A 22,510-nucleotide genomic window follows, 5' to 3' on the forward strand; every position below is an offset into this window, starting at 1 on the left:
TTCGCCCCCGGAGCCCCTCCCGGGTCCCCCGCTCAGCTGCCGTAGCGGGGGTGCACCAGCGTGGACGGCGGCAGCCCGGTGAGCCGGGTGCGCTCGGCGCGCCGGGCGGCGGCGGCCAGGTCGCGGGGGGTGAGGGAGCGGAGCGGGGGCGCGTCGGCGGCGAGCCCGAGGGCGGGCGGCCGGTGGCCGCGGACGGCGAGCAGGAAGCCCCAGTCGTCGGGCTCGTGGCGGCTGCCGCTGGTCCGGTCGGCGCGGTCGGGTCCCGCGGCGAAACCGGGGGCGCGGCCCTCGGTGCTGTACGGCCGGGTGGCGTAGCCGGCGGCGCGCAGGGTCGCGTCGGCGGTCCAGTAGGCGCGGGGCCGGTCGGTGGCGGTCCCGGCGTGCACGACGAGCCGGCCGCCGTCGGCGAGGACGCCGGCGACGAGGCCGTAGAACTCCTGGGCGTACAGCTTGGTGCTGGGGGTGATCCCGGGGTCGGGCAGATCGGAGATCACCACGTCGTACCGTTCCTGCACGTGCCCGGCGGTGCCCCTCAGCCAGTTGAAGGCGTCGGCGTGGACGACCTCCACGCGCGGGTCGCGGAAGGCCTGGCCGTTGAGCGCGGCGAGGGCGGGGTCGGTGCGGGCGAGCCGGACGACGCCCGGGTCGATCTCGACCACGGTGACGGAGCGGACGCCGCGGTGGCGGAGGACTTCGCGGGCGGCGAGGCCGTCGCCGCCGCCGACGACGAGGACGCGCGCGTGCGGACCGTTCATCGCGGGGTGGACGAGCGCCTCGTGGTAGCGGTACTCGTCCGCTCCGGCGACCCGCAGCCGGCCGTCGAGGTAGAGGTCGGGCGGGCCCTCGCGGCCGCCGGTGACCACCACCTCCTGGAGGTCGGTGTGGACGGCGACCCGCACCCGCTCCCCGTACACGGCCCGGCGGGCGGCCTCCTCGAAGTCGTCGACGAGGACGGTCGCGGTGGCGAGCACGCCGAGGACGGCGAGGTTGACGCCGACGACGAGCGCGCGGGTGCGGGCGGTGAGGTCGCGGCGGAAGAACCAGAGGACGAGGGCGGCGCCCGCGACCGCGTTGACCGCGCCGGTGACGAGCGCGCCGGTGAGCTGGCCCAGCCAGGGCAGCAGCAGGAACGGGAAGGCGAGGCCGCCGACGAGCGCGCCCACGTAGTCGGCGGCGAAGAGGTCGGCGACCGTCCCCGCCGCGTCGTCGGGGTCGCCGGCCGGGGCAGGCCGCCCCGCCCGGCGGGGTCTGCCGCCGTCCCCGGACCGCTCCGGAGCCCGCTGGATGAGCGACATCAGCAGCGGGATCTCCGCGCCGATGAGCACCCCGATGCCGAGCGAGAAGGCCACCAGGACCCAGCGCGACTCGCCGAGCCAGGCGAAGCACGCGTACAGCACCAGCGCCGAGGTGCCGCCGATGAGCGCGAGCGCGCCCTCGACCAGGCCGAAGCCGACGGCGGCGCGGCAGCGCAGCCGCTTGGCGAGGAGCGAGCCCAGGCCCATCGCGAAGACCATCACGGACAGCACGACGGACGCCTGCGTGACCGAGTCGCCGATCAGGTACGAGGCGAGGGCGACGAGTTCGAGCTCGTAGACGAGTCCGCAGGCGGCGCAGACGAAGACCACCGCGAGGATCGGCCACCGCACCGTGTCGCGCGGCCGCGGCGGCGGCCGGCGTCGCACCCTCGTGGGTGGCAGGGTCACGGTCGGCTCGATCATGCCCGTAACGCTACGTCACGACTTCCTCGCCCCTTGTCACCCACACGAGTGCACCTGGGGCAAGGGGGAGGCGCGTCAGAGCGTGGCGGGCATACGGGCGCCGATCCTGGTGCGGGTGACCACGAGCTGGCCTTCCTGCGGGTAGGCGTGCCAGGTCCGCCAGCGCACCTGTCCCTCGTGACGCTGCGCCAGCATGGCGGTGAAGGCGTGCGGCGAGCCGGGGAAGGTCCCGGCCAGACCGTGGGGATGGTCGGCGACCAGCGCGAGCAGTTCCTGCGCCCGGCCCGCGAAGGACCCCCGCGTGAGCGTCTCGACGCGGGCCGCGAATTCGTACTCCCATTCTCCGAAGCGCTTGGAGACGCCGAGCGGCAGCGGGGTGCTGCTGCCCTTCATGCAGGCGACGGTCTCGGAACAGGCCCGGCCGTCCTCCTCCAGGAGGACCTGGTGGGAGGCGCCGAGCAGTCTCAACTGCAGTTTCGCGCCTGATAGTTCGAGGTCGAGCACGGCGAGCGCGGGCAGCGGTTCGCGGCCCAGCGCCCAGGCCAGGTCGGCCGCGCGCGTGTCGGTGTAGGAGGTCTTCAGGGTGGTGAGCATGGGTCGGCTCCGCAAACACGGTTTGACGGGTGGGCCGGGGGCGCCCCGGAGAGGATGTCAACGGGAGTGGGGGATCGCCGGCTCGGGTCCACACACGGTCCGAGGGCTGTCTCTGACAGGAGCGAGAGAACCACGGACGCCGGACGACTCGCAGCGTTTTTACCCAACTTGCCGTGGTTTCCATCCCCTTCGGGGACCCCACAGTTCACTTGTTCAAACGGAATCGATCGTTGAGCGAGCGAAAAAGCCCTGCGGAACGTCAATCCCGCCCCGTCCCGGGCCCGTTGTCGCGCCCGTCCCGTCAGTCGCCGCCACCACCGCCGCAACCGCCGCCCCCGCAGCCGGATCCGGAGCCGCACGAGCTGGAGCCGCACCCGCCGCCCCCGCCGTCGGACCAGCCGCCGCGCCGCTTCCTCCTCCCGCCGCCCCCGCCGCCCCTGGTGCCCGACACGATCAGGCCGACCACCAGCACGCCCATGAACACCACGATCAGGGTTTCCATCGTCGTCTCCCCCGTGCGGCGGCACCCTGCCGCCTCCGCCCGGGGGATTCCCGCCCCCCGCCGCCCCCAAAGCGCACTTGAGCAAGTCCAGAGCTTCGGCCCAGGATGACCGGCATGACAAGGCCACCGCTCAACCGCCGGCTCGCGGAGTTCGGGACGACGATCTTCGCCGAGATGTCCGCCCTCGCCGCCCGGACCGGATCGATCAACCTCGGTCAGGGCTTCCCCGACACCGACGGCCCCGAGGAGGTGCGCGAGGCCGCCGTGCGCGCCCTGCGCGACGGCCGCGGCAACCAGTACCCGCCCGGCCCCGGCGTCCCCGAACTGCGCACCGCGATCGCCGACCACCAGCGCGCCCGATACGGCCTGGAGTACGACCCCGACAGCGAGGTCCTGGTCACGGCCGGCGCCACCGAGGCCATCGCCGCGGCCCTGCTCGCGCTGGTCGAGCCCGGCGACGAGGTCGTCGCCCTGGAGCCGTACTACGACTCGTACGCGGCCTGCGTGGCGATGGCCGGCGGCACCCGCGTGCCCGTCACCCTCCGCCCCCACGAGGGCCGCTACGTCCTCGACCTCGACGAGCTGCGGGCCGCCGTCACCCCGCGCACCCGGCTGATCCTGCTCAACACCCCGCACAACCCCACCGGCACCGTCCTCACCCGCGCCGAGCTGACCGCCGTCGCCGAGCTGGCCGTCGAGCGGGACCTCCTCGTCGTCACCGACGAGGTCTACGAGCACCTGGTCTTCGACGGCGCCGCGCACCTGCCGCTCGCGGCCCTCCCCGGCATGCGGGACCGCACCGTCACCATCGGCTCGGCCGGCAAGACGTACTCCTTCACCGGCTGGAAGGTCGGCTGGACCACCGCGAGCCCGGAGCTGACCGCGGCCGTCCGCTCGGCGAAGCAGTTCCTGACCTACGTGTCGTCCGGGCCGTTCCAGTACGCGGTCGCCGAGGCCCTGCGGCTGCCCGACGCCTACTACGACGGGCTGCGCGCCGACCTCCAGGACAAGCGGGACCTGCTGAGCGACGGCCTCGCCCAGGCGGGCTTCACGGTCTTCCGCCCGCAGGGCACGTACTTCGTCACCACCGACATCCGCCCCCTCGGCACCGGCGACGGCTTCGCCTTCTGCCGCTCGCTGCCCGAGCGGGCGGGCGTCGTCGCCATCCCGAACGCGGTCTTCTACGACGACCGCGCGGCCGGCGCCCCCTTCGTCCGCTTCGCCTTCTGCAAGCGGACCGACGTCCTCCAGGAGGCGGTGGACCGGCTCAAGCGGCTGGGCTGAGGAAACGGCGGAAGCCGGGCCCCCTCGTGGGGGCCCGGCTTCCGCGCGCGGTGCGGGACGGGGCTCAGGCCTCGTCGGCCTCGCCCTCGGCCTTGTCCTCGGGGGACTGCAGGCCGAACTGCTCGACGATCCACTTGTCGAACTCGATGGAGGCGCGGACCCAGCTCACCGTGGAGGACACGAAGTGCTCCAGGGCGACGCCGGTGCCGATCAGCATCTGGGCCTCACCGATGAGACGGAGGGTGGCGGAGCCGTCCTCCTCCTCGTGCAGGTGGGTGTAGACCTTCGGCCACAGGGTGCGGCGGTTCCAGTCGTCGATCGCGTCGAGGATCCTGGACCGGTCGTCGGCCGAGTGCGGACGGTCGTAGAACGTGCGCACCGAGAACACCTGCTGCTCGTTCTCGCCGCGGAACATGAAGTATGTGCGGAAGTCCTCCCACGGCGCCGCGAGGTCACCCTCGTCGTCGACGACGTACTTGAGCTCCATCTGCTCCAGGAGCTGCTTCACCAGGTCCTGGTCGGGGACGACGGGGCCCGCCGGTCCTGCCTGGGGCTGGGGCTGTCCCCCGAAATTCGGAATCGAGGACGGGTCGATGCTCACCGTGAATTTCCCTTCGTACGGATGTTGCCATCCTCCCCCATCCCGGCCGGTCCGTGGCAAGCCCCGCCGGGGCGGATCCGCTGCGGGCTGACTTGATCCGCGCCCCGGCCTACTGCGCCGCCCCGACGATCAGTCCGTCCTCGAAGCGGTCCACGCGGACGGTGTCGCCGTCGCGGACCTCGCCGGCCAGGATCTCCTTGGCGAGCCGGTCGCCGATGGCCGTCTGGATGAGGCGGCGCAGCGGCCGGGCGCCGTACGCCGGGTCGTTGCCCTCCTCGGCCAGCCACTCCAGGGCCTCCGGGGTGACGTCCAGGGTGAGCCGGCGGTCGGCGAGCCGCCTGGCGAGCCGGTCGATCTGGAGGCGGGCGATCCGGCCCAGCTCGGCGCGGTCGAGCGCGGAGAAGACCACGAGGTCGTCCAGCCGGTTCAGGAACTCGGGCTTGAAGCTGGCCCTGACGACCTCCAGGACCTGCTGCTTCTTCTCCTCGTCGCCGGTCAGCGGCTCGACCAGGTACTGGCTGCCCAGGTTCGAGGTGAGGATCAGGATGGTGTTGCGGAAGTCCACGGTGCGGCCCTGGCCGTCGGTGAGGCGGCCGTCGTCGAGGACCTGGAGCAGGATGTCGAAGACCTCCGGGTGGGCCTTCTCCACCTCGTCCAGGAGCACGACGCTGTACGGGCGGCGGCGGACGGCCTCGGTGAGCTGGCCGCCCTCCTCGTAGCCGACGTAGCCGGGGGGCGCGCCGACCAGCCGGGCCACCGAGTGCTTCTCGGAGTACTCGGACATGTCGATGCGGACCATGGCCCGCTCGTCGTCGAAGAGGAAGTCCGCGAGCGCCTTCGCCAGCTCGGTCTTGCCGACGCCGGTGGGGCCGAGGAAGAGGAAGGAGCCGGTGGGCCGGTCGGGGTCGGCGATCCCGGCGCGGGTGCGGCGCACCGCGTCGGAGACGGCCCGGACGGCCTCGGTCTGGCCGATGAGGCGGCGGCCCAGCTCGTCCTCCATGCGGAGCAGCTTCTGGGTCTCGCCCTCCAGGAGGCGTCCTGCGGGGATGCCGGTCCAGGCGCCGACGACGTCGGCGATGTCGTCGGGGCCGACCTCCTCCTTGACCATGGTGTCCTTCTGGACCTCTCGCTCGGCCTCGGTGGCCGCCTCCAGCTCGCGCTCCAGGGTGGGGATCTCGCCGTAGAGCAGCTTGGAGGCGGTGTCGAAGTCGCCGTCTCGCTGGGCGCGCTCGGCGCGGCCGCGGGTCTCGTCGAGCCGTTCCTTCAGCTCGCCGACCCGGTTGAGGGACTGCTTCTCCTTCTCCCAGCGGGCGGTGAGGCCGCGCAGCTCCTCCTCGCGGTCGGCGAGGTCGCGGCGGAGCTTCTCCAGGCGCTGGACGCTGGCCGGGTCGGTCTCCTTGGCGAGGGCCAGCTCCTCCATGCGGAGCCGGTCGACGGAGCGCTGGAGCTCGTCGATCTCGACCGGGGAGGAGTCGATCTCCATGCGGAGCCGGGAGGCGGCCTCGTCGACGAGGTCGATGGCCTTGTCGGGGAGGAAGCGGGAGGTGATGTACCGGTCGGAGAGGGTCGCGGCGGCCACCAGCGCGGAGTCGTTGATCTGCACCTTGTGGTGGGCCTCGTACCGGCCCTTGAGGCCGCGGAGGATGGCGACGGTGTCCTCGACGGACGGCTCGGCGACCAGGACCTGCTGGAAGCGGCGCTCCAGGGCGGGGTCCTTCTCGATGCGCTCGCGGTACTCGTCGAGGGTGGTGGCGCCGACCATGCGGAGCTCGCCGCGGGCCAGCATGGGCTTGAGCATGTTGCCGGCGTCCATGGCGGAGTCGCCGCCCGCGCCCGCGCCGACGACGGTGTGCAGCTCGTCGATGAAGGTGATGACCTGGCCGTCGCTCTCCTTGATCTCGGAGAGGACGGTCTTCAGCCGCTCCTCGAACTCGCCGCGGTACTTCGCGCCGGCGACCATCGCGCCGAGGTCCAGGGAGACCAGCCGCTTGTTCCGCAGCGACTCGGGGACGTCGCCCTTCACGATCCGCTGGGCGAGGCCCTCGACGACGGCGGTCTTGCCGACGCCGGGCTCGCCGATGAGGACGGGGTTGTTCTTGGTGCGCCGGGACAGGACCTGCACCACGCGGCGGATCTCGTGGTCGCGGCCGATCACCGGGTCGAGCTTGCCCTCGCGGGCTGCGGCGGTGAAGTCGGTGCCGAACTTCTCCAGGGCCTTGTACGAGCCCTCCGGGTCGGCGGTGGTCACGCGGCGGCCTCCCCTGGCCTTCTCGAAGGCGTCCTCGAGCCGGCGGGCGGTCGCGCCCTGCCGGTCGAGGACCTGGCCGGCCTGGCCGCCCTTGGCGGCGAGGCCGATGAGCAGGTGCTCCGTGGACAGGAACTCGTCGCCGAGCCGCTTCGCGCGCGCGTCGGCGTCGGCGATGACGGCGAGCAGGTCCCGGTTGGGCTGCGGGGGCGCGACGGTGGAGCCGGTGACGCTGGGCAGGGCGGCGAGCAGCCGCTCCGCGCCCTCGCGGACGGCGGCCTGGTCGGCCTCGACGGCGGCGAGCAGGTCGGTGATGTTCTCGTTGTCCTGACCGGCCAGCAGTGCGAGCAGAAGGTGGGCGGGGGTCAGGTCGGCGTGCCCCTGGGACACGGCGCGGCTGCTCGCCGCGTTCAGCGCGTCCCGGCTCCTGTTGGTCAGTTCGGCGTCCACGTGCGGGGTCTCCTCCTGGGTGCGGTCCTCTGGGTCCTTGTCTGTACTGACTCATACAGCGTACATAAAGTTGAGTCTATTCCGCTCAAGGTATCGGGGCCGGAGGAAGCGGCGGTAGTTTCCGGGCATGGCGACTGACCCGAGGAACCCCACCGACTCGTACCTCAGCTTCTGGCGCGAGTACCACATGTGCACGCTGACCACCCCGCGCCCGGACGGCACCCCCCACGTGGTGGCCGTCGGCGTCACGTACGACCCCGAGAACGGCCTGGCGCGGGTCATCACCAACAAGCACAGCCGGAAGGTCGCGAACGTGCTGGCGGCCGGCGCGGAGGGCGCGCGGGTCGCGGTCTGCCAGGTCGACAAGGGCCGCTGGGCCACCCTGGAGGGCGTCGCCCGGATCCGTACGGAGGAGGCGCGGGTCGCCGACGCCGTGGCGCGCTACGCGGAGCGCTACGGCCGCACCCCGACGCCCAACCCCGACCGGGTCGTCATCGAGATCGCCCTCACCCGGGCGATGGGCCGCGCGTAGCGGAAACGGGAACGGCGGCAGCGGCAGCGGCAGCGGCAGCGGCAGCGGCAGCGGGGCGGAAACGGAAAAGCACAACGGCGCCATCGCGTTTCAGGTCCGCGATGGCGCCGTTGTGTGGGGGAAGCACCTGAGCGATCTACAACGACGGGGGAATCGCTCAGGCGCTGCGGGGGGTGGCGGTGATGGTCTCGGGCTCGAACCGCGCCCCGACCGGCTGGTGGTCGCGCTGGTCCAAGTTGACGAAGATCATGCCGTACCTGATGGCACAGCGGACGGGCCGAGGGGCGCCGCGCGGGCGGCGGAGGCATCGATAGGCGCGAATGTCCTCGTCGTCCTCGCGGACGATGACGATCGGCTCACCGAAGAGAGTGACCTTCAACGACTCGCCACGGCGCGGCACCGCGGTGACGAGGTCGATGAAGTGCCACCCGGACCGGTAGGCACTCGCCATCTCGCGTCGAAAACGAGGGTCTTCGGGAACCGTCATGCCCTCACGGACCCCCATCCGGGATCGGCGGCCGGCGCCACGCCCCAACCGGGATCGGCGAGGGCGACGGCCTGTCGCAGACCCCAGCCCGGGTCCGCCTGCACGACCTTCGTCTGCGAACCCCACCCCGGGTCCTGGGTCACCGTGACCGCGCCCACAGCTGCAGCAGCCATCAGCGCGACACCGACTACGGTGCGTATGAGCTTCTTGGACATGACCGAGCAACCTCACTCGAAGGTGTGTAACTACCTGCTCCCCCGCAAGTCACGACGATCGCTCACTCGTCCCGTTTCCACCACTCGCCCAATGCATCATGTTCCTGTAATGCAAAAGCCTGGGGGTGTACGCATGCGGATAGAGCCTGACGAAAAGGTGCATTCTCACACGCACGCAGACCTGTGCGAACCGGGCACTCGGCTCTATGCGGAGGCCCTCAGGGGAGGCCGGATCGCCCGTTCCGACATCTCTCCCGCTCCCTGCCTGATGGAGCTGGACCTGCTGCGTCCCGACCCCGACGACGCCGAATGGCTCCGCCCGGTGGCCCCTTCGGCCGCCCTCGCCCGCCTCCTCGACCCGCTGGAGAAGGAGATACAGGAGCGGCGGCGCCAGACCGTCACCCTCGCCGACGCCTTCGAACCCTTCATGGCCCTCGGCGCACGCGACCCGTCGATGACCCACGCCATCACCGTCCTCGAAGGCCTGGAGCGGATCAACGACAACCTGGACCGCGCCGTGGCCGAATGCACCTCGGAACTGCTCACGGTACAGCCGGGGAAGGGCCGCAGCGCGCACACGTTCGGCGAAGCCCTGCGCCGGGTGCGGCCGTTGCTCGGCCGGGGCATCAAGATGCGCACCCTCTACCAGCACACCGCCCGCCACCAGCCCATCACCCTGGCGTATCTGGAGCGCATCGGGCCCGAGGTCGAGGTCCGCACGCTGGAGGAGATCATCGACCGGCTCATCATCGTCGACCGCAAGGTCGCCTTCGTGCCGGCGAGCCGCGACCGCACCATCGCCCTCGAACTGCGCCACCAGGGCCTCGTCGAGTACCTCGGCGGGGTCTTCGACCAGTTCTGGCTCCAGGCGACCCCGCTGGACGCGCCCGTCACCTACCAGCCGCAGCTCAGCGGCATCAGCGGCGTCCAGCGCTCCATCGCCGCCCTCCTCGTCGAAGGCCACGTCGACGAGGCCATCGCGCGCCGGCTCGGGATGAACGTCCGGACCTGCCGGGCGCACATCGCCAAGCTCGCGGCCACCCTGGGGAGCGGGAGCCGGGCGCAGCTCGGGTACCTCATCGCCCGGTCCGGGATCCTCGAACGGGACAACTGACCACCGTGCACGCACACATCGCGCTCGACGGCCCCGCCGGCACCCTCCGCGTCACCGGGGCCGGGCTGCCCGCCGTGGAACTCGTCCGGGCCCCGGGGACGCCCGCCGACGCCCACACGCCCATCGGCACCCGCAGGGCCGCCCTGCTGACGCTCACCGTCGACGGCGCGCCCGCCGTGATCCGGCCCGCCCGGGGGCGGCTGCTGCGGCGCTCGTACCGGGTGGACGTCCGCGTCGGCGGCCACCGCTACCGGCTCGTGCCCTGCTCGTACGGGGAGAGCCGGCTCAGCCGGGACGGGCGGCGGATCGGCACCCTGGAGTCCAGCGGCGACGGGCGGGTGAGCGACGCGTGGGACGCCGGGCCCACCCCGCTCGACCTGGCCGTCGGCACCGCGCTGGCCGCCGCCTTCGGCACCGGCGCCGCGCCCTGGTGGGAGACGGTGGGCGACATCGTCGGCGAACTCGTCGCGCCCTGAGGCGCCGCGCCCGGGACGACAGGCCCCGGGACGGCGCGCCCGGAGACGGCACGCGCGGGATGCCGAAACCCCCGGGACGCCGAAACGGCCCCCTCCACCGGAAGGGGGCCGTGCGGTCGCGTACCGGCGGCTACTCGCCGCGCTTCGGCGCCGGCCGCCAGACCACCAGCGCGCTCGCCTGCTGCACGTCCTGGTACGGGACCAGGTCGCGCCGGTAGGAGGCGTGCACCTGGGCCTCGCGCTGCCGCATCGCGGCGGCCGCGCCCTCGACGGCCGAGGAGAGCTCGGCGACGCGGGCCTGGAGCGCGGCGACCTGGTTCTCCAGCTCGATGATGCGCTTGATGCCGGCCAGGTTGATGCCCTCGTCCTGCGACAACTGCTGCACCTGGCGGAGCAGTTCGATGTCGCGGGCCGAGTAGCGGCGGCCGCGGCCGGCCGTGCGGTCCGGGGAGACCAGACCCAGGCGGTCGTACTGGCGCAGGGTCTGCGGATGCAGACCCGACAGCTGGGCCGCCACCGAGATGACGTACACCGGGGTCTCGTCGGTCAGTTCGTACGCCCTGCCGCCGAAGCCCGGCTGCCGTCGTCGTCCTTCCACCGCGTCACGCTCCCTTCGCCGCCTGGAACAGCTCCGCCCTGGGGTCCGTCGAGGCGGTCGCCTCGCGGTAGGTCTCCAGGGCCTCGCGGGCCTTGTCGTCCAGCTCCTTCGGCACCGCGACCTCGACCGTCACCAGCAGGTCGCCGCGCGTGCCGTCCTTGCGGACCGCGCCCTTGCCGCGGGCGCGCATGGTCCGGCCGTTCGGGGTGCCCGCGGGCAGCTTGAGGGTGACCGCGGGGCCGCCGAGGGTCGGGACCTTGATCTCGCCGCCGAGCGCGGCCTCCGTGAAGGAGACCGGGACGGTGACGGTGAGGTTGTCGTCCTTGCGGCCGAAGACCGGGTGGGCGTCGACGTGCACGACGACGAACAGGTCGCCGTGGGGTCCGCCGCGCTCGCCCGGGGCTCCCTTGCCGCGCAGCCGGATCTTCTGGCCGTCGAAGACGCCCGCCGGGATCCGGACCTGCATGGTGCGCGAGGACTTGGCCCGGCCGGAGCCCTTGCAGACCTCGCAGGGGTTCTCGGCGATGAGGCCGCGGCCCTTGCAGTCCACGCACGGGTCGGTCAGCGAGAAGCCGCCGCCGCTGCCGCGCGAGACCTGGCCGGTGCCGACGCAGGTGGGGCACACCCGGGGGGTGCCGTTCTTGTCGCCGGTGCCGGAGCAGGCCGTGCAGGGCTGCTGGCTGGACATCCGCAGGGGCACGGTCGCGCCCTCGATGGCCTCGGTGAAGCTGAGCGTCACCTCGGACTCGATGTCCTGGCCGCGCCGGGGCTGGGTGCGGGCGCCCGCGCCGCCGCCGCGGTTGAACAGGCCGCCGAAGACGTCCCCGATGCCACCGCCGCCGAAGCCGCCGGGCCCGCCCTGGGCGCCTCCGAAGAGGTCGCCCAGGTCGAAGTTGAACGAGCCGCCGGCCCCGGGCCCGCCGGCCCGGAAGCCGCCGTTCCCGAAGAGGGCGCGCGCCTCGTCGTACTCCTTGCGCTTCTTGGGGTCGCCGAGGACGTCGTTCGCCTCGGAGATCTCCTTGAAGCGCTCCTCGGCCTTGGTGTCGCCCTTGTTGGCGTCCGGGTGGTTCTCGCGGGCGAGCTTCCGGTACGCCTTCTTGATCTCTGCCTCGGTGGCGTCCTTGGGGACGCCGAGGACCTTGTAGTAGTCCTTCTCGACGAAGTCCTTCGTGCTCATCGACGTCCCTCCTCCCGCACGCGGGTGTGGCTGCTTACTCGCTGTCCTTCTCGGCGGAGTCGTCCGACTCCTCGGCCTTCGCCTGGGCGCCCGGCTGGGGCTCGGCGACGGCCACGCGGGCGGGCCGGACGGTCCGCTCGCCGATCCGGTACCCCGGCTGCAGGATCGCCACGCAGGTCGTCTCGGTGACGTCCGGCGCGTAACTGTGCATCAGGGCCTCGTGGATCGTCGGGTCGAAGGGCTCGCCCTCCTTGCCGAACTGCTGGAGCCCCATCTTGGCGACGACGGTCTCCAGCGACTCGGCGACCGACTTGAAGCCGCCCACGACCTCGCCGTGCTCCCGGGCCCGGCCGATGTCGTCGAGGACCGGGAGCAGCTCGGTCAGGAGGCTCGCCACGGCGATCTCCTTGACCGTGACCCGGTCCCGCTCGACCCGGCGCCGGTAGTTCTGGTACTCGGCCTGGAGCCGCTGGAGGTCCGCGGTGCGCTCGGAGAGCGCCGTACGGGCCTGGTCCAGCTGGGCCAGGAGAGCAGTGTCCGTCACGTCCCCGGCCGGGGCCGCCGCGTCCTCGGAGGACTCGGCGGCCTCGGCGGCGTCGCCGGAGGGGACGTCGGGCTTCTCCTCGAAGCCCGGAGTCTCCTCGCTCACGCCTGGCCGTCCTTCTTGGGCTCGTCGTCGACGATCTCGGCGTCGACGACGTCGTCGTCGGCCTTGGCCTCGCCGGCGGGCGCGCCGGCCTGGGCGGCCTGCGCGTCGGCGTACATGGCCTGGCCGAGCTTCTGCGAGACGGCCGCGACCTTCTCGGTGGCGGTGCGGATCTCGGCGGCGTCCTCGCCCTTGAGCTTCTCCTTCAGCTCGGCGACGGCGGCCTCGACCTCGGTCTTCACGTCGCCCGGGACCTTGTCCTCGTTGTCCTTGAGGAACTTCTCGGTCTGGTAGACGAGCGCCTCGCCCTGGTTGCGGGACTCGGCGGCCTCGCGGCGGCGGTGGTCCTCGTCCGCGTACTGCTCGGCCTCCTGGCGCATCCGGTCGACCTCGTCCTTCGGCAGCGAGGAGCCGCCGGTGACGGTCATCTTCTGCTCCTTGCCCGTGCCCAGGTCCTTCGCGGTCACGTGCATGATGCCGTTGGCGTCGATGTCGAAGGCGACCTCGATCTGCGGGACGCCGCGCGGGGCCGGCGGGAGGCCGGTCAGCTCGAACATGCCGAGCTTCTTGTTGTACGCCGCGATCTCGCGCTCGCCCTGGTAGACCTGGATCTGCACGGACGGCTGGTTGTCCTCGGCCGTCGTGAAGATCTCGGACCGCTTGGTCGGGATCGTGGTGTTGCGCTCGATGAGCTTGGTCATGATGCCGCCCTTGGTCTCGATGCCGAGGGACAGCGGGGTCACGTCGAGGAGCAGGACGTCCTTGACCTCGCCCTTGAGGACGCCGGCCTGGAGGACGGCGCCGATGGCGACGACCTCGTCCGGGTTCACGCCCTTGTTGGCCTCGTTGCCGCCGGTCAGCTCCTTGACGAGCTCGGCGACGGCCGGCATGCGGGTCGAACCGCCGACCAGGACCACGTGGTCGATCTCGGAGAGGGCGATGCCCGCGTCCTTGATGACGTTGTGGAAGGGGACCTTGCAGCGCTCCAGGAGGTCCGAGGTGAGCTGCTGGAACTGGGCGCGCGTGAGCTTCTCGTCCAGGTGCAGCGGGCCCTCGGCGGAGGCCGTGATGTAGGGCAGGTTGATGGAGGTCTCGGTCGAGGAGGAGAGCTCGATCTTCGCCTTCTCGGCCGCCTCGCGCAGACGCTGGAGCGCCATCTTGTCGGCGGAGAGGTCGACGCCGTGACCGTTCTTGAACTGGGTCACCAGGTAGTCGACGACGCGCTGGTCCCAGTCGTCGCCGCCGAGGTGGTTGTCACCGTTGGTGGCCTTCACCTCGACGACGCCGTCGCCGATCTCCAGGAGGGACACGTCGAAGGTGCCGCCACCGAGGTCGAAGACGAGGATCGTTTGGTCGTCCTTGTCGAGGCCGTAGGCCAGGGCGGCCGCGGTCGGCTCGTTGACGATGCGCAGGACGTTGAGGCCCGCGATCTCGCCGGCCTCCTTGGTGGCCTGGCGCTCGGAGTCGTTGAAGTACGCCGGGACGGTGATGACCGCGTCGGTGACCTTCTCGCCCAGGTAGGCCTCGGCGTCGCGCTTCAGCTTCTGGAGGATGAAGGCGGACATCTGCTGCGGGTTGAAGTTCTTCCCGTCCAGCTCGATCTTCCAGTCGGTGCCCATGTGGCGCTTCACGGACCGGATGGTCCGGTCGACGTTGGTGACCGCCTGGCGCTTGGCGACCTCGCCGACGAGCACCTCGCCGTTCTTGGCGAAGGCGACGACGGACGGCGTGGTCCTGGCGCCCTCGGCGTTGGTGATGACGGTGGGCTCGCCGCCTTCCAGAACGCTGACGACGGAGTTAGTCGTACCCAGGTCGATGCCGACCGCACGTGCCATTTCGATTCCTCCAGCTGACTGACTTGAGTGGAACTGACTCAAGGATGCATGACGGAACGCGGGGCGTCAACAGACCTGAGTCGGGTGGGCTCAACTCTTCGCCCTCCTCCTCGCTCAAAGAGACGCAGGGGGCGCGTCGTTACCTGACGCGGGGCGGAGGAAGTGGCAGAGTCCTGGTGCCCCTTGTCGGGCAAAGCAGGCAGAGCAGGCATATCCCACGAATATCCCATGATCTCAGCCGGAGGGGGCCGGGGCATGACGGCGGACCATCGCAGCGTCGACCTCAAGCGCGGCTTCGACCTGGTCGGGGGTACGGCGCTGCTGCTGCTCCTCGCGCCGGTGCTCGGCGCGGCCGCCCTCTCCCTCGCGCTCACCCGGGAGGGCCCCCTCCTGCGCCGCCGCACGGTGGCGGGGCGGGGCGGCCGGCCCTTCACGATGCTGACCCTGCGCACCCGCGGTCCGCTGGCCGCGCTGCCGCTGCTGCTGCACGTCGTGCGGGGCCAGATGTCGCTCGTCGGACCGTGCCCGCTCTCCCCCGGCCACCGGGAGTGCACGGGCGAGGCGCGGCGCCGGCTCTCGGTCCGCCCGGGGCTGACCGGGCCGTGGCAGATCAGCGACCGCTCCGACCTGCCGTGGGAGGAGCGCGAGCTGCTCGACCTCCACTACGTGGACCACCACTGGCTCGGCATGGACCTGGCCGTTCTGGCGCGTACGCTTCCAGCAGTCCGCCGACGTCGTCTCCGTCGCGCCTCCGCCCGCGCGGCAAGGCTTGCCTGAGCGACACAGATCACCGCAGGGGCCGCTACAGAGAGGCGGCCGGAAACGGTAATCTCAGCACGGACTAATTAAGTTACCGCTTAGTAGGCTCTGGGCGATGGTGAGGGTGAGGCGAGCACAGGCCGCCCCCGCCGCTCCCCGGGCCCGCCCGAGGAGCCCGTCATGCAACTCGCCGCGATCATCGTGTCGCTGACGCTGACCGTGGTCGGCGTTGCCCTGCTCGCTCGCGCCATCGGCCAGTTCGTCCGCTACTTCAAGCTCGGCCAGCCGGTCCCGGCCGGCACCCGCACGGACAACCCCTACCAGCGCAGCGTCACCCTGGTCCGGGAGTTCCTGGGCCACACCCGGATGAACCGCTGGGGCATCGTGGGCTTCGCCCACTGGTTCGTCGCGGTCGGCTTCCTGACCCTGCCGCCGACCCTCGCGCAGGCCTTCGGCCAGCTCTTCCAGGCCGACTGGACGCTGCCGGTCATCGGCGGCTTCCTGCCCTTCGAGCTCTACATCGAGTTCATCGGCGTCATGACGATCCTCGGCATCGCCGTGCTGATGGTCATCCGCCTGCTGAGCCTGCCCTCGCGCGCCGGCCGCAAGTCCCGCTTCGCCGGCTCCAAGGCCGGCCAGGCGTACTTCGTCGAGTACGTGATCCTCACCATCGGCCTCGCGATCTACGTGCTCCGCGGCCTGGAGGGCGCGATCCACCACGTCGAGGGCTACGAAGCCGCGTACTTCGCCTCGTACCCGCTCGTCCTGGCCTTCAAGGGCCTGTCGGTCGGTACCCTCCAGACGCTCATCTACTTCACCGCCATGGTGAAGATCAGCACCTCGTTCATCTGGATGATCGTGGTCTCGCTGAACACCAACATGGGCGTCGCCTGGCACCGCTTCCTCGGCTTCCCGAACATCTGGTTCAAGCGCAACGCCGACGGCGCCACCGCGCTCGGCGCGCTCCAGCCGATGACCACCGGCGGCAAGCCGGTCGACTTCGAGGACCCGGGCGAGGACGACGTCTACGGCGTCTCCCAGGTCGAGCAGTTCTCCTGGAAGGGCCTGCTCGACTTCTCCACCTGCACCGAGTGCGGCCGCTGCCAGTCGCAGTGCCCCGCCTGGAACACCGGCAAGCCCCTCTCCCCCAAGCTCCTCATCATGTCGCTGCGCGACCACGCGCACGCCAAGGCGCCGTACCTGCTCGCGGGCGGCGGCAAGGACATGGAGGGCAACGAGAAGGCGACCGCCGAGCAGCTCAAGGACGTCCCCGCCGCCGCGCTGGCCGAGGCCGAGCGCCCGCTGATCGGCACCGTCGAGGAGAACGGCGTCATCGACCCGGACGTCCTGTGGTCCTGCACCACCTGCGGCGCCTGCGTCGAGCAGTGCCCGGTCGACATCGAGCACATCGACCACATCGTCGACATGCGCCGCTACCAGGTCATGATCGAGTCCGCCTTCCCGTCGGAGGCCGGCACGATGCTGAAGAACCTGGAGAAGAAGGGCAACCCCTGGGGCCTGGCCAAGAAGCAGCGCGTCGAGTGGACCAAGGAGGTCGACTTCGAGGTCCCGATCGTCGGCAAGGACGTCGAGGACCTGTCCGAGGTCGACTACCTCTACTGGGTCGGCTGCGCCGGCGCCCTGGAGGACCGCGCCAAGAAGACCACCAAGGCCTTCGCCGAGCTGCTGCACATCGCGGGCGTCAAGTTCGCGATCATGGGCGGCGACGAGAAGTGCACCGGTGACTCCCCCCGCCGCCTGGGCAACGAGCCGCTCTTCCAGCAGCTCGGCCAGGAGAACGTCGCGATGCTGAACATGGCGTTCGGCGAGGACGACGACGACCCGGAGACGAAGAAGCCGAAGTCGGCCAAGAAGATCGTCTCGACCTGCCCGCACTGCTTCAACACCATCGCCAACGAGTACCCGCAGCTGGGCGGCGAGTACGAGGTCATCCACCACACCCAGCTGCTCCAGCACCTCATCGACGAGGGCAGGCTCATCCCGGTGACCCCGGTCGACGGCCTCATCACCTACCACGACCCGTGCTACCTGGGCCGCCACAACAAGGTCTACACGCCCCCGCGCGAGATCATGTCGGCCGTCCCGGGCCTGCGCCAGCAGGAGATGCACCGCCACAAGGAGCGCGGCTTCTGCTGCGGCGCCGGCGGCGCGCGGATGTGGATGGAGGAGCGGATCGGCAAGCGCATCAACACCGAGCGCGTCGACGAGGCCCTGTCCCTCAACCCGGACATCGTCTCCACCGCCTGCCCGTTCTGCCTCGTCATGCTCACGGACTCCGTGAACGGCAAGAAGAACGACGGCAAGGCGAAGGAGTCGCTCCAGGTCGTCGACGTGGCCCAGCTGCTGCTCGACTCGGTGAAGACCCCGGTCGACCCCGAGCCCGAGGCCCCGGCGGAGGAGCCGGAGCCGGTCGCGTAGGGCGTAGGCCGGCCGCGTAAGGCGTAGGCCGGCCGCGTCGGGCGTACGACCGGCCGCGTCAGGCGTACGAGAAGGGCCGCACCCACCCGCTGGTGGGGGCGGCCCTTCGTCGCGTCCGGGGCCCGGGGTCACCGCTTCTGGGCGTGGTACTTCGCGACGAGCCTGCCGTTCAGGTCGTAGACCCAGCTGTCGCCGCCCTGCTTCGGGGTGCCGACGACGACGAAGCGGTACGCGTGCTGGCCGGGCTGCACGGCGAGCTTGTAGGTCCAGCCGCGGTGCCGGGCGGTGAGGTGCCGGGCGTCGACGGTGGCGAGCCGCTTGCCGCCGGCGAGCGAGACCTGGACGCGCGGCCCGTTCCCTGCCCTCTCCGCGAAGGTGGCGACGGTGCCGTCGGGCAGCTTGACCTGCGCGTTCCGGTGGTGCGGGGCGGGCTTGGGCTGCGGCTTCGGGGTGGGGGCGGGCTTCGGGGTCGGGACGGGCGCCGGGACGTCCTCCTTCCAGGAGCTCACGGTGCCGTCGGGCTGGAGGACGATGTGGAGCCCGTTGTTCTCCCCGTACCCGGGCCGTCCCCCCGTACTGGTCAGACTGCCGATCAGGAACCCGTCACGCCCCACGACGTCGGCGGTGTACGCGTCCTCCCCGGTCTGCCGCACCCACGCGGTGGACCCGTCGGCCAGCGGCCAGTCGGAACCCCGGTCCCGCACGGCCGCCCGCGGCTCCGCGGAGCCCGCGCCGTCGTCGGCGAAGGCGGCGACGGCCGGGAGGAGGAGGGCGACGGAGGTGCCGGCGGCGACGGCGGCGGTACGCAGGACACGGGCACGGCGGTGCAGAAGCATGGAGAACTCCCAGGGGTTTCACTGCTGACCCCACCGAAGCTACGGACCCCACATTGAGGTGATACGTCCGTTTTGTAACAGCGACCGCACGGCCGTCCCGCGACCCTGTGACCCCCTAGGGGATGTCACAGCTCCGCACCGAAGGAGCGGGGCCGCCGCGGAAGCGGGTACGTTCATTGACGTGGCTGGATTCAGGAACGGACGCGGCCGGGACAACCGCCCCCCGCAGCAGCAGCATCGACCGCAGCAGGCGCCGTACGGGTACGAGGCGCCTCCGCAGGCGTACCCGCAGCAGCAGTGGCGGCAACAGCCGCCGCAGCACCAGCAGCCGTACGGCGAGCCGGAATACTTCGGCGACCCGCACGGATCGCACCAGCACCAGCACCAGCACGCGGCGGCGGCGAACAACCCGGGCCACACCCAGATGTTCAGCGTCGACGACCCCTACGGGCAGGCGGGCGCCTACCAGGCCCCGCCCGTCCCGGTCGGCCCCCGCCTGCCCTGGAAGGCCCTCCTGAGCGGCATCGTGCTCCGCCCCGCGGACACCTTCCTCCGGATGCGCGACCACGCGGTCTGGGGCCCGGCGCTGACCGTCACCTTCCTCTACGGCCTGCTGGCGATCTTCGGCTTCGACCAGGCCCGCGAGGAGGTGCTGAACGCGACGCTGTCCAGCACGATCCCGTACGTCCTGATGACGGGCGTCGGCTTCGTCGTCGCCGGTCTGATCCTCGGCGCCGTCACCCACACCCTCGCCCGCCAGCTCGGCGGCGACGGCGCCTGGCAGCCCACGGTCGGCCTGTCCATGCTGATCATGTCCCTCACGGACGCCCCCCGCCTCCTCTTCGCCCTCTTCCTCGGCGGCGACAACGGCCTGGTGCAGATCATCGGCTGGCTGACCTGGGGCGCGGCCGGCGCCCTCTTCACCCTCATGGTCGGCCGCTCCCACGACCTCCCCTGGCCCAAGGCCCTCGGCGCCTCGGCCATCCAGCTGGTCGCCCTCCTGAGCCTGATCAAGCTGGGCACCCTGTAACGGGGGCCGCCGCACGCGAAGAAGGCCCCCGCCGTGACCGGCGGGGGCCTTCTCGCGCGTCGGGGAGGCCCGGGCGCCGGGGACGCTCAGGCCGCCCGGGGTCGCTCAGGCGTCGGGGACGCTCAGGCGTCGAGGACCTGGCCCTCGCGCTTGACGACGGGGGGCTCGACGGACCAGGGGAAGTTGATCCACTCGTCCGTCTTCTTCCACACGTACTCGCACTTCACGAGGGAGTGGGACTTCTCGTAGACGACGGCGGAGCGGACCTCGGCGACGTGGTCGACGCAGAAGTCGTGGACGAGCTTCAGCGTCTTGCCGGTGTCGGCGACGTCGTCGGTGATCAGGACCTTCTTGTCGGAGAAGTCGATCGCGTCCGGGACCGGCGCCAGCATGACCGGCATCTCCAGCGTGGTGCCCACGCCCGTGTAGAACTCCACGTTCACCAGGTGGATGTTCTTGCAGTCGAGCGCGTAGGCCAGACCGCCGGCGACGAAGACGCCGCCGCGCGCGATGGAGAGGATGATGTCGGGCTCGTAGCCGTCGTCGGCGATCGTCTGGGCCAGCTCGCGGACGGCCGTCCCGAAGCCCTCGTACGTCAGGTTCTCGCGCACTTCACTCATGTCCGGCTACCGCCTCACACCTGGGTCCGATGGAAGTTCATGAACGAGCGGGACGCCGTCGGCCCCCGCTGCCCCTGGTACCGGGAGCCGTACCGCTCGCTGCCGTAGGGGAACTCGGCGGGCGAGCTCAGCCGGAACATGCACAGCTGCCCGATCTTCATCCCCGGCCAGAGCTTGATGGGGAGGGTCGCGAGGTTCGACAGCTCCAGCGTCACGTGCCCCGAGAACCCGGGGTCGATGAACCCGGCGGTGGAGTGCGTGACGAGCCCGAGCCGTCCGAGGGAACTCTTCCCCTCCAGCCGGGACGCGATGTCGTCCGGCAGGGTGATGACCTCGTAGGTCGACGCGAGCACGAACTCGCCCGGGTGCAGGATGAACGCCTCGTCGCCCTCCGGCTCCACCTCGCGCGTCAGGTCGAGCTGCTCGATCGCGGGGTCGATGTGCGGGTAGCGGTGGTTCTCGAACACCCGGAAGAAGCGGTCGAGCCGCACGTCGATGCTCGACGGCTGCACCATGGATTCGTCGTACGGGTCGATGCGCACCCGCCCGGCATCGATCTCGGCCCGGATGTCCTTGTCTGAGAGAAGCACGCCCCCACGATACGCAGAGGGCGCGGACCTCCCCAATCGGGACCGGCTCCGCGCCCCACCCGGTTCACCCAGCTCAGCGCTGCTGAACCTCCACCGGCACCGCGTGCCTCAACCGCGCGCACCGCGGGCACCGGATGAGCCGCCCGGGCCCGATCCGCCCGGAACCGAGCTGCTGAAGCGGAAACGAGGCGGTACTGAACACGTGCCCTTCGGCACAGCGGACGACGGTGCGCTCCACGGAACCCATCAAGTCCCTTCCCCTACACACATGCTGGACGAGAGGCCACATTAGGGGATCAACAGGGCGCCCTCCACACGGCACTCCGACCCACGGAGGAGAGGCGAACTACGCCACCCGTTGCACATGGGGTACAGTGTGCAACGATGCGGCTGGCTCATCCGGCCGCTGTGCGGATGTAGTTTAATGGTAGAACATGAGCTTCCCAAGCTTATAGCGCGGGTTCGATTCCCGTCATCCGCTCGTGAACGAAGGCCCAGGTCAGTGACCTGGGCCTTCGTCGTTGTCCCGACCTCTCAGGGGGCCGCGTGCCATTCGCGTGCCATAGGGCCCGGACTGCACGCCGTGAGCGGCCTGGGCGGGCGATCCGTCCCGCCAGCTTGGCGGGCAGGCCCCACAGGGTGGGGCGAGCACCTGAAACCGACGGGGACGACTGACTGAAGCTCGTTGGAGAACGTGTCTGCCCCGACCTCGTCACCCGCGATCAGCTCTGCGTCTCCTCGCGGCGACCCATCGCGGCCGCATCGGGTATGACGAGCAGCTTGCCGGTGGTGCGCCGGCCCTCCAGATCGCTGTGGGCCTGAGCGGCCTCGGACAATGCGTAGCGGCCCGTTACGGTGATCTCAAGCGCCTTGGAGCGCATCCACTCGAACACGTCGGCGGCCCGTCGGAGCAGTTCGGACCGATCGGCGATGAAGTCCCCGAGGCTGGGCCGGATCAGGGTCAGCGATCCGCCGTGGGCGAGCCGAATCGGATCAAACGGCGGCACGGCACCGCTTGCCGCGCCGAAGAGCACGAGATGGCCGCGGGTTCGCAGGCTGGCGAGGCTCGCATCGAAGGTGTGCGCGCCGACGCCGTCGAAGACGACCGGCAGTCCCTGACCGCCGTTGAGCCGCCTCACCTCGGCTGCGAGATCGTCGACTTCGGAGGAGAGGATCACCTCGGCGGCCCCGGCACGCTTCGCCAGCTCGGCCTTCGCCGTGGTCGACGTCGTGCCGATCACCCTGCCGCCGAGGTGGGTGATGAGCTGGGTCAAGAGCAGCCCCATGCCACCGGCAGCCGCATGCACGAGCACCGTGTCGCCCCCCTGAACCGGGTAGGCGTCCTTGACGAGATAGTGCGCGGTCATGCCTTGGAGGAGTACGGCGGCGGCTGTCTCGAAGTCGATGTCGTCGGGCAGCGGCACCAGCCGGGAGGATTCCACGACGGCCCGCTCGGCGTACGTGCCGGGAATCTCCACCCAACCGACCCGGTCCCCGACTGCGACGTCAGCGACGCCGGGTCCGACTTCGACGACCGTGCCGGCGCCCTCGGCGCCCGGGGTGAAGGGCAGCGGGAGGCTGTACCGGCCCTCGCGGTGGTAGACGTCGAGGAAGTTGACCCCGGATGCGGCGACCTCCACGACCGCCTCGCCCGGACCCGGCCGCGGCTGGTCCACCTCGGCCTCCTGCAGCACCTCGGGACCGCCCACCTCGTACACCTGAATCGCTCGCATGACCCTCCAATGATCGGCTCGTCCCCCAC

22 protein-coding genes and 1 tRNA gene are annotated in these 22,510 nt (G+C 71.2%); 8 read left to right on the plus strand and 15 right to left on the minus strand.

What is annotated here, in order from left to right:
* Positions 1 to 32 precede the first annotated feature (32 nt).
* From ACFW6A_RS29895 to ACFW6A_RS29905, 3 genes are all read right to left on the minus strand, one after another.
* On the minus strand, positions 33 to 1,718 hold the full coding sequence (locus ACFW6A_RS29895; protein ID WP_351843797.1) for a polyamine aminopropyltransferase: 1,686 nt from the start codon (positions 1,716 to 1,718) through the stop codon (positions 33 to 35).
* 75 nt (positions 1,719 to 1,793) lie between these two features.
* The gene (locus ACFW6A_RS29900) at positions 1,794 to 2,312 is read right to left on the minus strand and encodes a DUF2617 family protein (RefSeq protein WP_351843794.1); all 519 of its coding nucleotides are present in this window, start codon (positions 2,310 to 2,312) and stop codon (positions 1,794 to 1,796) included.
* 301 nt (positions 2,313 to 2,613) lie between these two features.
* A complete protein-coding gene (locus ACFW6A_RS29905; protein WP_351843792.1) occupies positions 2,614 to 2,814 on the minus strand; it encodes a hypothetical protein in 201 nt (66 codons plus the stop codon).
* 105 nt (positions 2,815 to 2,919) lie between these two features.
* On the opposite strand from ACFW6A_RS29905, the gene ACFW6A_RS29910 reads away from it, so the two are divergent.
* Positions 2,920 to 4,098, plus strand: a complete 1,179-nt coding sequence (locus tag ACFW6A_RS29910; RefSeq protein WP_351843790.1) for a pyridoxal phosphate-dependent aminotransferase — start codon at positions 2,920 to 2,922, stop codon at positions 4,096 to 4,098.
* A 64-nt stretch (positions 4,099 to 4,162) separates the two neighbouring features.
* Here the strand turns inward: ACFW6A_RS29910 and ACFW6A_RS29915 are convergent, their stop codons facing one another.
* Together ACFW6A_RS29915 and clpB are read right to left on the minus strand one after the other, a co-directional pair.
* Entirely contained in the window at positions 4,163 to 4,699 is a 537-nt protein-coding gene (locus ACFW6A_RS29915; protein ID WP_351843788.1) for a YbjN domain-containing protein, read from the minus strand.
* Between the two features lie 109 nt (positions 4,700 to 4,808).
* Positions 4,809 to 7,394, minus strand: a complete 2,586-nt coding sequence (gene clpB / locus ACFW6A_RS29920; protein ID WP_351843786.1) for an ATP-dependent chaperone ClpB — start codon at positions 7,392 to 7,394, stop codon at positions 4,809 to 4,811.
* A gap of 127 nt (positions 7,395 to 7,521) precedes the next feature.
* Between clpB and ACFW6A_RS29925 the strand changes: the two genes are divergently transcribed.
* Positions 7,522 to 7,926 carry a TIGR03618 family F420-dependent PPOX class oxidoreductase gene (locus ACFW6A_RS29925; protein WP_351843784.1) on the plus strand — a complete coding sequence of 135 codons (405 nt, stop codon included), beginning with the start codon at positions 7,522 to 7,524 and terminating at the stop codon, positions 7,924 to 7,926.
* A 157-nt stretch (positions 7,927 to 8,083) separates the two neighbouring features.
* On the opposite strand, the gene ACFW6A_RS29930 is transcribed toward ACFW6A_RS29925, so the two are convergent.
* Both ACFW6A_RS29930 and ACFW6A_RS29935 read right to left on the minus strand, forming a co-directional pair.
* The gene (locus ACFW6A_RS29930) at positions 8,084 to 8,413 is read right to left on the minus strand and encodes a (2Fe-2S)-binding protein (protein WP_351843781.1); all 330 of its coding nucleotides are present in this window, start codon (positions 8,411 to 8,413) and stop codon (positions 8,084 to 8,086) included.
* Positions 8,410 to 8,628 carry a hypothetical protein gene (locus ACFW6A_RS29935; protein WP_351843779.1) on the minus strand — a complete coding sequence of 73 codons (219 nt, stop codon included), beginning with the start codon at positions 8,626 to 8,628 and terminating at the stop codon, positions 8,410 to 8,412. The genes ACFW6A_RS29930 and ACFW6A_RS29935 overlap by 4 nt, the downstream gene beginning before the upstream one ends.
* A 133-nt stretch (positions 8,629 to 8,761) precedes the next feature.
* Between ACFW6A_RS29935 and ACFW6A_RS29940 the strand changes: the two genes are divergently transcribed.
* A complete protein-coding gene (locus ACFW6A_RS29940; protein ID WP_351843777.1) occupies positions 8,762 to 9,742 on the plus strand; it encodes a helix-turn-helix transcriptional regulator in 981 nt (326 codons plus the stop codon).
* The gene (locus ACFW6A_RS29945; RefSeq protein ID WP_386644338.1) at positions 9,739 to 10,218 is read left to right on the plus strand and encodes a hypothetical protein; all 480 of its coding nucleotides are present in this window, start codon (positions 9,739 to 9,741) and stop codon (positions 10,216 to 10,218) included. Before ACFW6A_RS29940 ends, ACFW6A_RS29945 begins: the two co-directional genes overlap by 4 nt.
* Positions 10,219 to 10,348: 130 nt before the next feature.
* On the opposite strand, the gene ACFW6A_RS29950 is transcribed toward ACFW6A_RS29945, so the two are convergent.
* Genes ACFW6A_RS29950 through dnaK form a run of 4 tightly spaced genes read right to left on the minus strand, consistent with a single transcriptional unit; the run spans position 10,349 to position 14,474 of the window.
* Positions 10,349 to 10,816: a heat shock protein transcriptional repressor HspR gene (locus ACFW6A_RS29950; protein ID WP_351843772.1), complete on the minus strand. Its 468-nt coding sequence runs from the start codon at positions 10,814 to 10,816 to the stop codon at positions 10,349 to 10,351.
* A 4-nt stretch (positions 10,817 to 10,820) separates the two neighbouring features.
* On the minus strand, positions 10,821 to 11,993 hold the full coding sequence (gene dnaJ, locus ACFW6A_RS29955; protein ID WP_386479106.1) for a molecular chaperone DnaJ: 1,173 nt from the start codon (positions 11,991 to 11,993) through the stop codon (positions 10,821 to 10,823).
* Between the two features lie 34 nt (positions 11,994 to 12,027).
* Positions 12,028 to 12,642 carry a nucleotide exchange factor GrpE gene (gene grpE / locus ACFW6A_RS29960; protein ID WP_386644318.1) on the minus strand — a complete coding sequence of 205 codons (615 nt, stop codon included), beginning with the start codon at positions 12,640 to 12,642 and terminating at the stop codon, positions 12,028 to 12,030.
* Positions 12,639 to 14,474 carry a molecular chaperone DnaK gene (dnaK, locus tag ACFW6A_RS29965; RefSeq protein ID WP_386644321.1) on the minus strand — a complete coding sequence of 612 codons (1,836 nt, stop codon included), beginning with the start codon at positions 14,472 to 14,474 and terminating at the stop codon, positions 12,639 to 12,641. Before dnaK ends, grpE begins: the two co-directional genes overlap by 4 nt.
* A gap of 255 nt (positions 14,475 to 14,729) precedes the next feature.
* On the opposite strand from dnaK, the gene ACFW6A_RS29970 reads away from it, so the two are divergent.
* Entirely contained in the window at positions 14,730 to 15,251 is a 522-nt protein-coding gene (locus tag ACFW6A_RS29970) for a sugar transferase (RefSeq protein ID WP_351843762.1), read from the plus strand.
* 162 nt (positions 15,252 to 15,413) lie between these two features.
* The gene (locus ACFW6A_RS29975) at positions 15,414 to 17,672 is read left to right on the plus strand and encodes a heterodisulfide reductase-related iron-sulfur binding cluster (RefSeq protein ID WP_351843760.1); all 2,259 of its coding nucleotides are present in this window, start codon (positions 15,414 to 15,416) and stop codon (positions 17,670 to 17,672) included.
* 128 nt (positions 17,673 to 17,800) lie between these two features.
* Here the strand turns inward: ACFW6A_RS29975 and ACFW6A_RS29980 are convergent, their stop codons facing one another.
* Positions 17,801 to 18,508, minus strand: coding sequence for a hypothetical protein (locus ACFW6A_RS29980; protein ID WP_351843758.1), 708 nt, complete (start codon positions 18,506 to 18,508; stop codon positions 17,801 to 17,803).
* 181 nt (positions 18,509 to 18,689) lie between these two features.
* On the opposite strand from ACFW6A_RS29980, the gene ACFW6A_RS29985 reads away from it, so the two are divergent.
* Complete coding sequence (locus ACFW6A_RS29985; RefSeq protein WP_351843756.1) at positions 18,690 to 19,538, plus strand: Yip1 family protein; 849 nt, start codon at positions 18,690 to 18,692, stop codon at positions 19,536 to 19,538.
* 122 nt (positions 19,539 to 19,660) lie between these two features.
* Here ACFW6A_RS29985 and ACFW6A_RS29990 read toward each other — a convergent pair whose 3' ends face one another.
* Both ACFW6A_RS29990 and dcd read right to left on the minus strand, forming a co-directional pair.
* A complete protein-coding gene (locus ACFW6A_RS29990; RefSeq protein WP_351843754.1) occupies positions 19,661 to 20,158 on the minus strand; it encodes a phosphoribosyltransferase in 498 nt (165 codons plus the stop codon).
* A 14-nt stretch (positions 20,159 to 20,172) separates the two neighbouring features.
* Complete coding sequence (dcd, locus tag ACFW6A_RS29995) at positions 20,173 to 20,748, minus strand: dCTP deaminase (protein ID WP_062754053.1); 576 nt, start codon at positions 20,746 to 20,748, stop codon at positions 20,173 to 20,175.
* 410 nt (positions 20,749 to 21,158) lie between these two features.
* On the opposite strand from dcd, the gene ACFW6A_RS30000 reads away from it, so the two are divergent.
* Positions 21,159 to 21,229 (plus strand) — tRNA-Gly (locus tag ACFW6A_RS30000).
* 241 nt (positions 21,230 to 21,470) lie between these two features.
* On the opposite strand, the gene ACFW6A_RS30005 is transcribed toward ACFW6A_RS30000, so the two are convergent.
* A complete protein-coding gene (locus tag ACFW6A_RS30005; RefSeq protein ID WP_386479091.1) occupies positions 21,471 to 22,481 on the minus strand; it encodes a quinone oxidoreductase family protein in 1,011 nt (336 codons plus the stop codon).
* Between the last annotated feature and the right edge of the window lie 29 nt (positions 22,482 to 22,510).

Source organism: Streptomyces sp. NPDC058758, assembly GCF_042746075.1.
Lineage (GTDB): Bacteria > Actinomycetota > Actinomycetes > Streptomycetales > Streptomycetaceae > Streptomyces.

Coding starts and splice junctions, on each gene's coding strand:
- ACFW6A_RS29905 (WP_351843792.1), bottom strand. CDS start 2,814: ATGGAAACCCTGATCGTGGTGTTCATGGGCGTGCTGGTGGTCGGCCTG.
- ACFW6A_RS29990 (WP_351843754.1), bottom strand. CDS start 20,158: ATGAGTGAAGTGCGCGAGAACCTGACGTACGAGGGCTTCGGGACGGCC.
- ACFW6A_RS29935 (WP_351843779.1), bottom strand. CDS start 8,628: ATGTCCAAGAAGCTCATACGCACCGTAGTCGGTGTCGCGCTGATGGCT.
- dnaJ (WP_386479106.1), bottom strand. CDS start 11,993: ATGAGCACGAAGGACTTCGTCGAGAAGGACTACTACAAGGTCCTCGGC.
- ACFW6A_RS29910 (WP_351843790.1), top strand. CDS start 2,920: ATGACCGGCATGACAAGGCCACCGCTCAACCGCCGGCTCGCGGAGTTC.
- ACFW6A_RS29940 (WP_351843777.1), top strand. CDS start 8,762: ATGCGGATAGAGCCTGACGAAAAGGTGCATTCTCACACGCACGCAGAC.
- ACFW6A_RS29925 (WP_351843784.1), top strand. CDS start 7,522: ATGGCGACTGACCCGAGGAACCCCACCGACTCGTACCTCAGCTTCTGG.
- ACFW6A_RS29970 (WP_351843762.1), top strand. CDS start 14,730: ATGACGGCGGACCATCGCAGCGTCGACCTCAAGCGCGGCTTCGACCTG.
- ACFW6A_RS29895 (WP_351843797.1), bottom strand. CDS start 1,718: ATGATCGAGCCGACCGTGACCCTGCCACCCACGAGGGTGCGACGCCGG.
- ACFW6A_RS29980 (WP_351843758.1), bottom strand. CDS start 18,508: ATGCTTCTGCACCGCCGTGCCCGTGTCCTGCGTACCGCCGCCGTCGCC.
- ACFW6A_RS30005 (WP_386479091.1), bottom strand. CDS start 22,481: ATGCGAGCGATTCAGGTGTACGAGGTGGGCGGTCCCGAGGTGCTGCAG.
- ACFW6A_RS29900 (WP_351843794.1), bottom strand. CDS start 2,312: ATGCTCACCACCCTGAAGACCTCCTACACCGACACGCGCGCGGCCGAC.
- ACFW6A_RS29975 (WP_351843760.1), top strand. CDS start 15,414: ATGCAACTCGCCGCGATCATCGTGTCGCTGACGCTGACCGTGGTCGGC.
- ACFW6A_RS29930 (WP_351843781.1), bottom strand. CDS start 8,413: ATGACGGTTCCCGAAGACCCTCGTTTTCGACGCGAGATGGCGAGTGCC.
- dnaK (WP_386644321.1), bottom strand. CDS start 14,474: ATGGCACGTGCGGTCGGCATCGACCTGGGTACGACTAACTCCGTCGTC.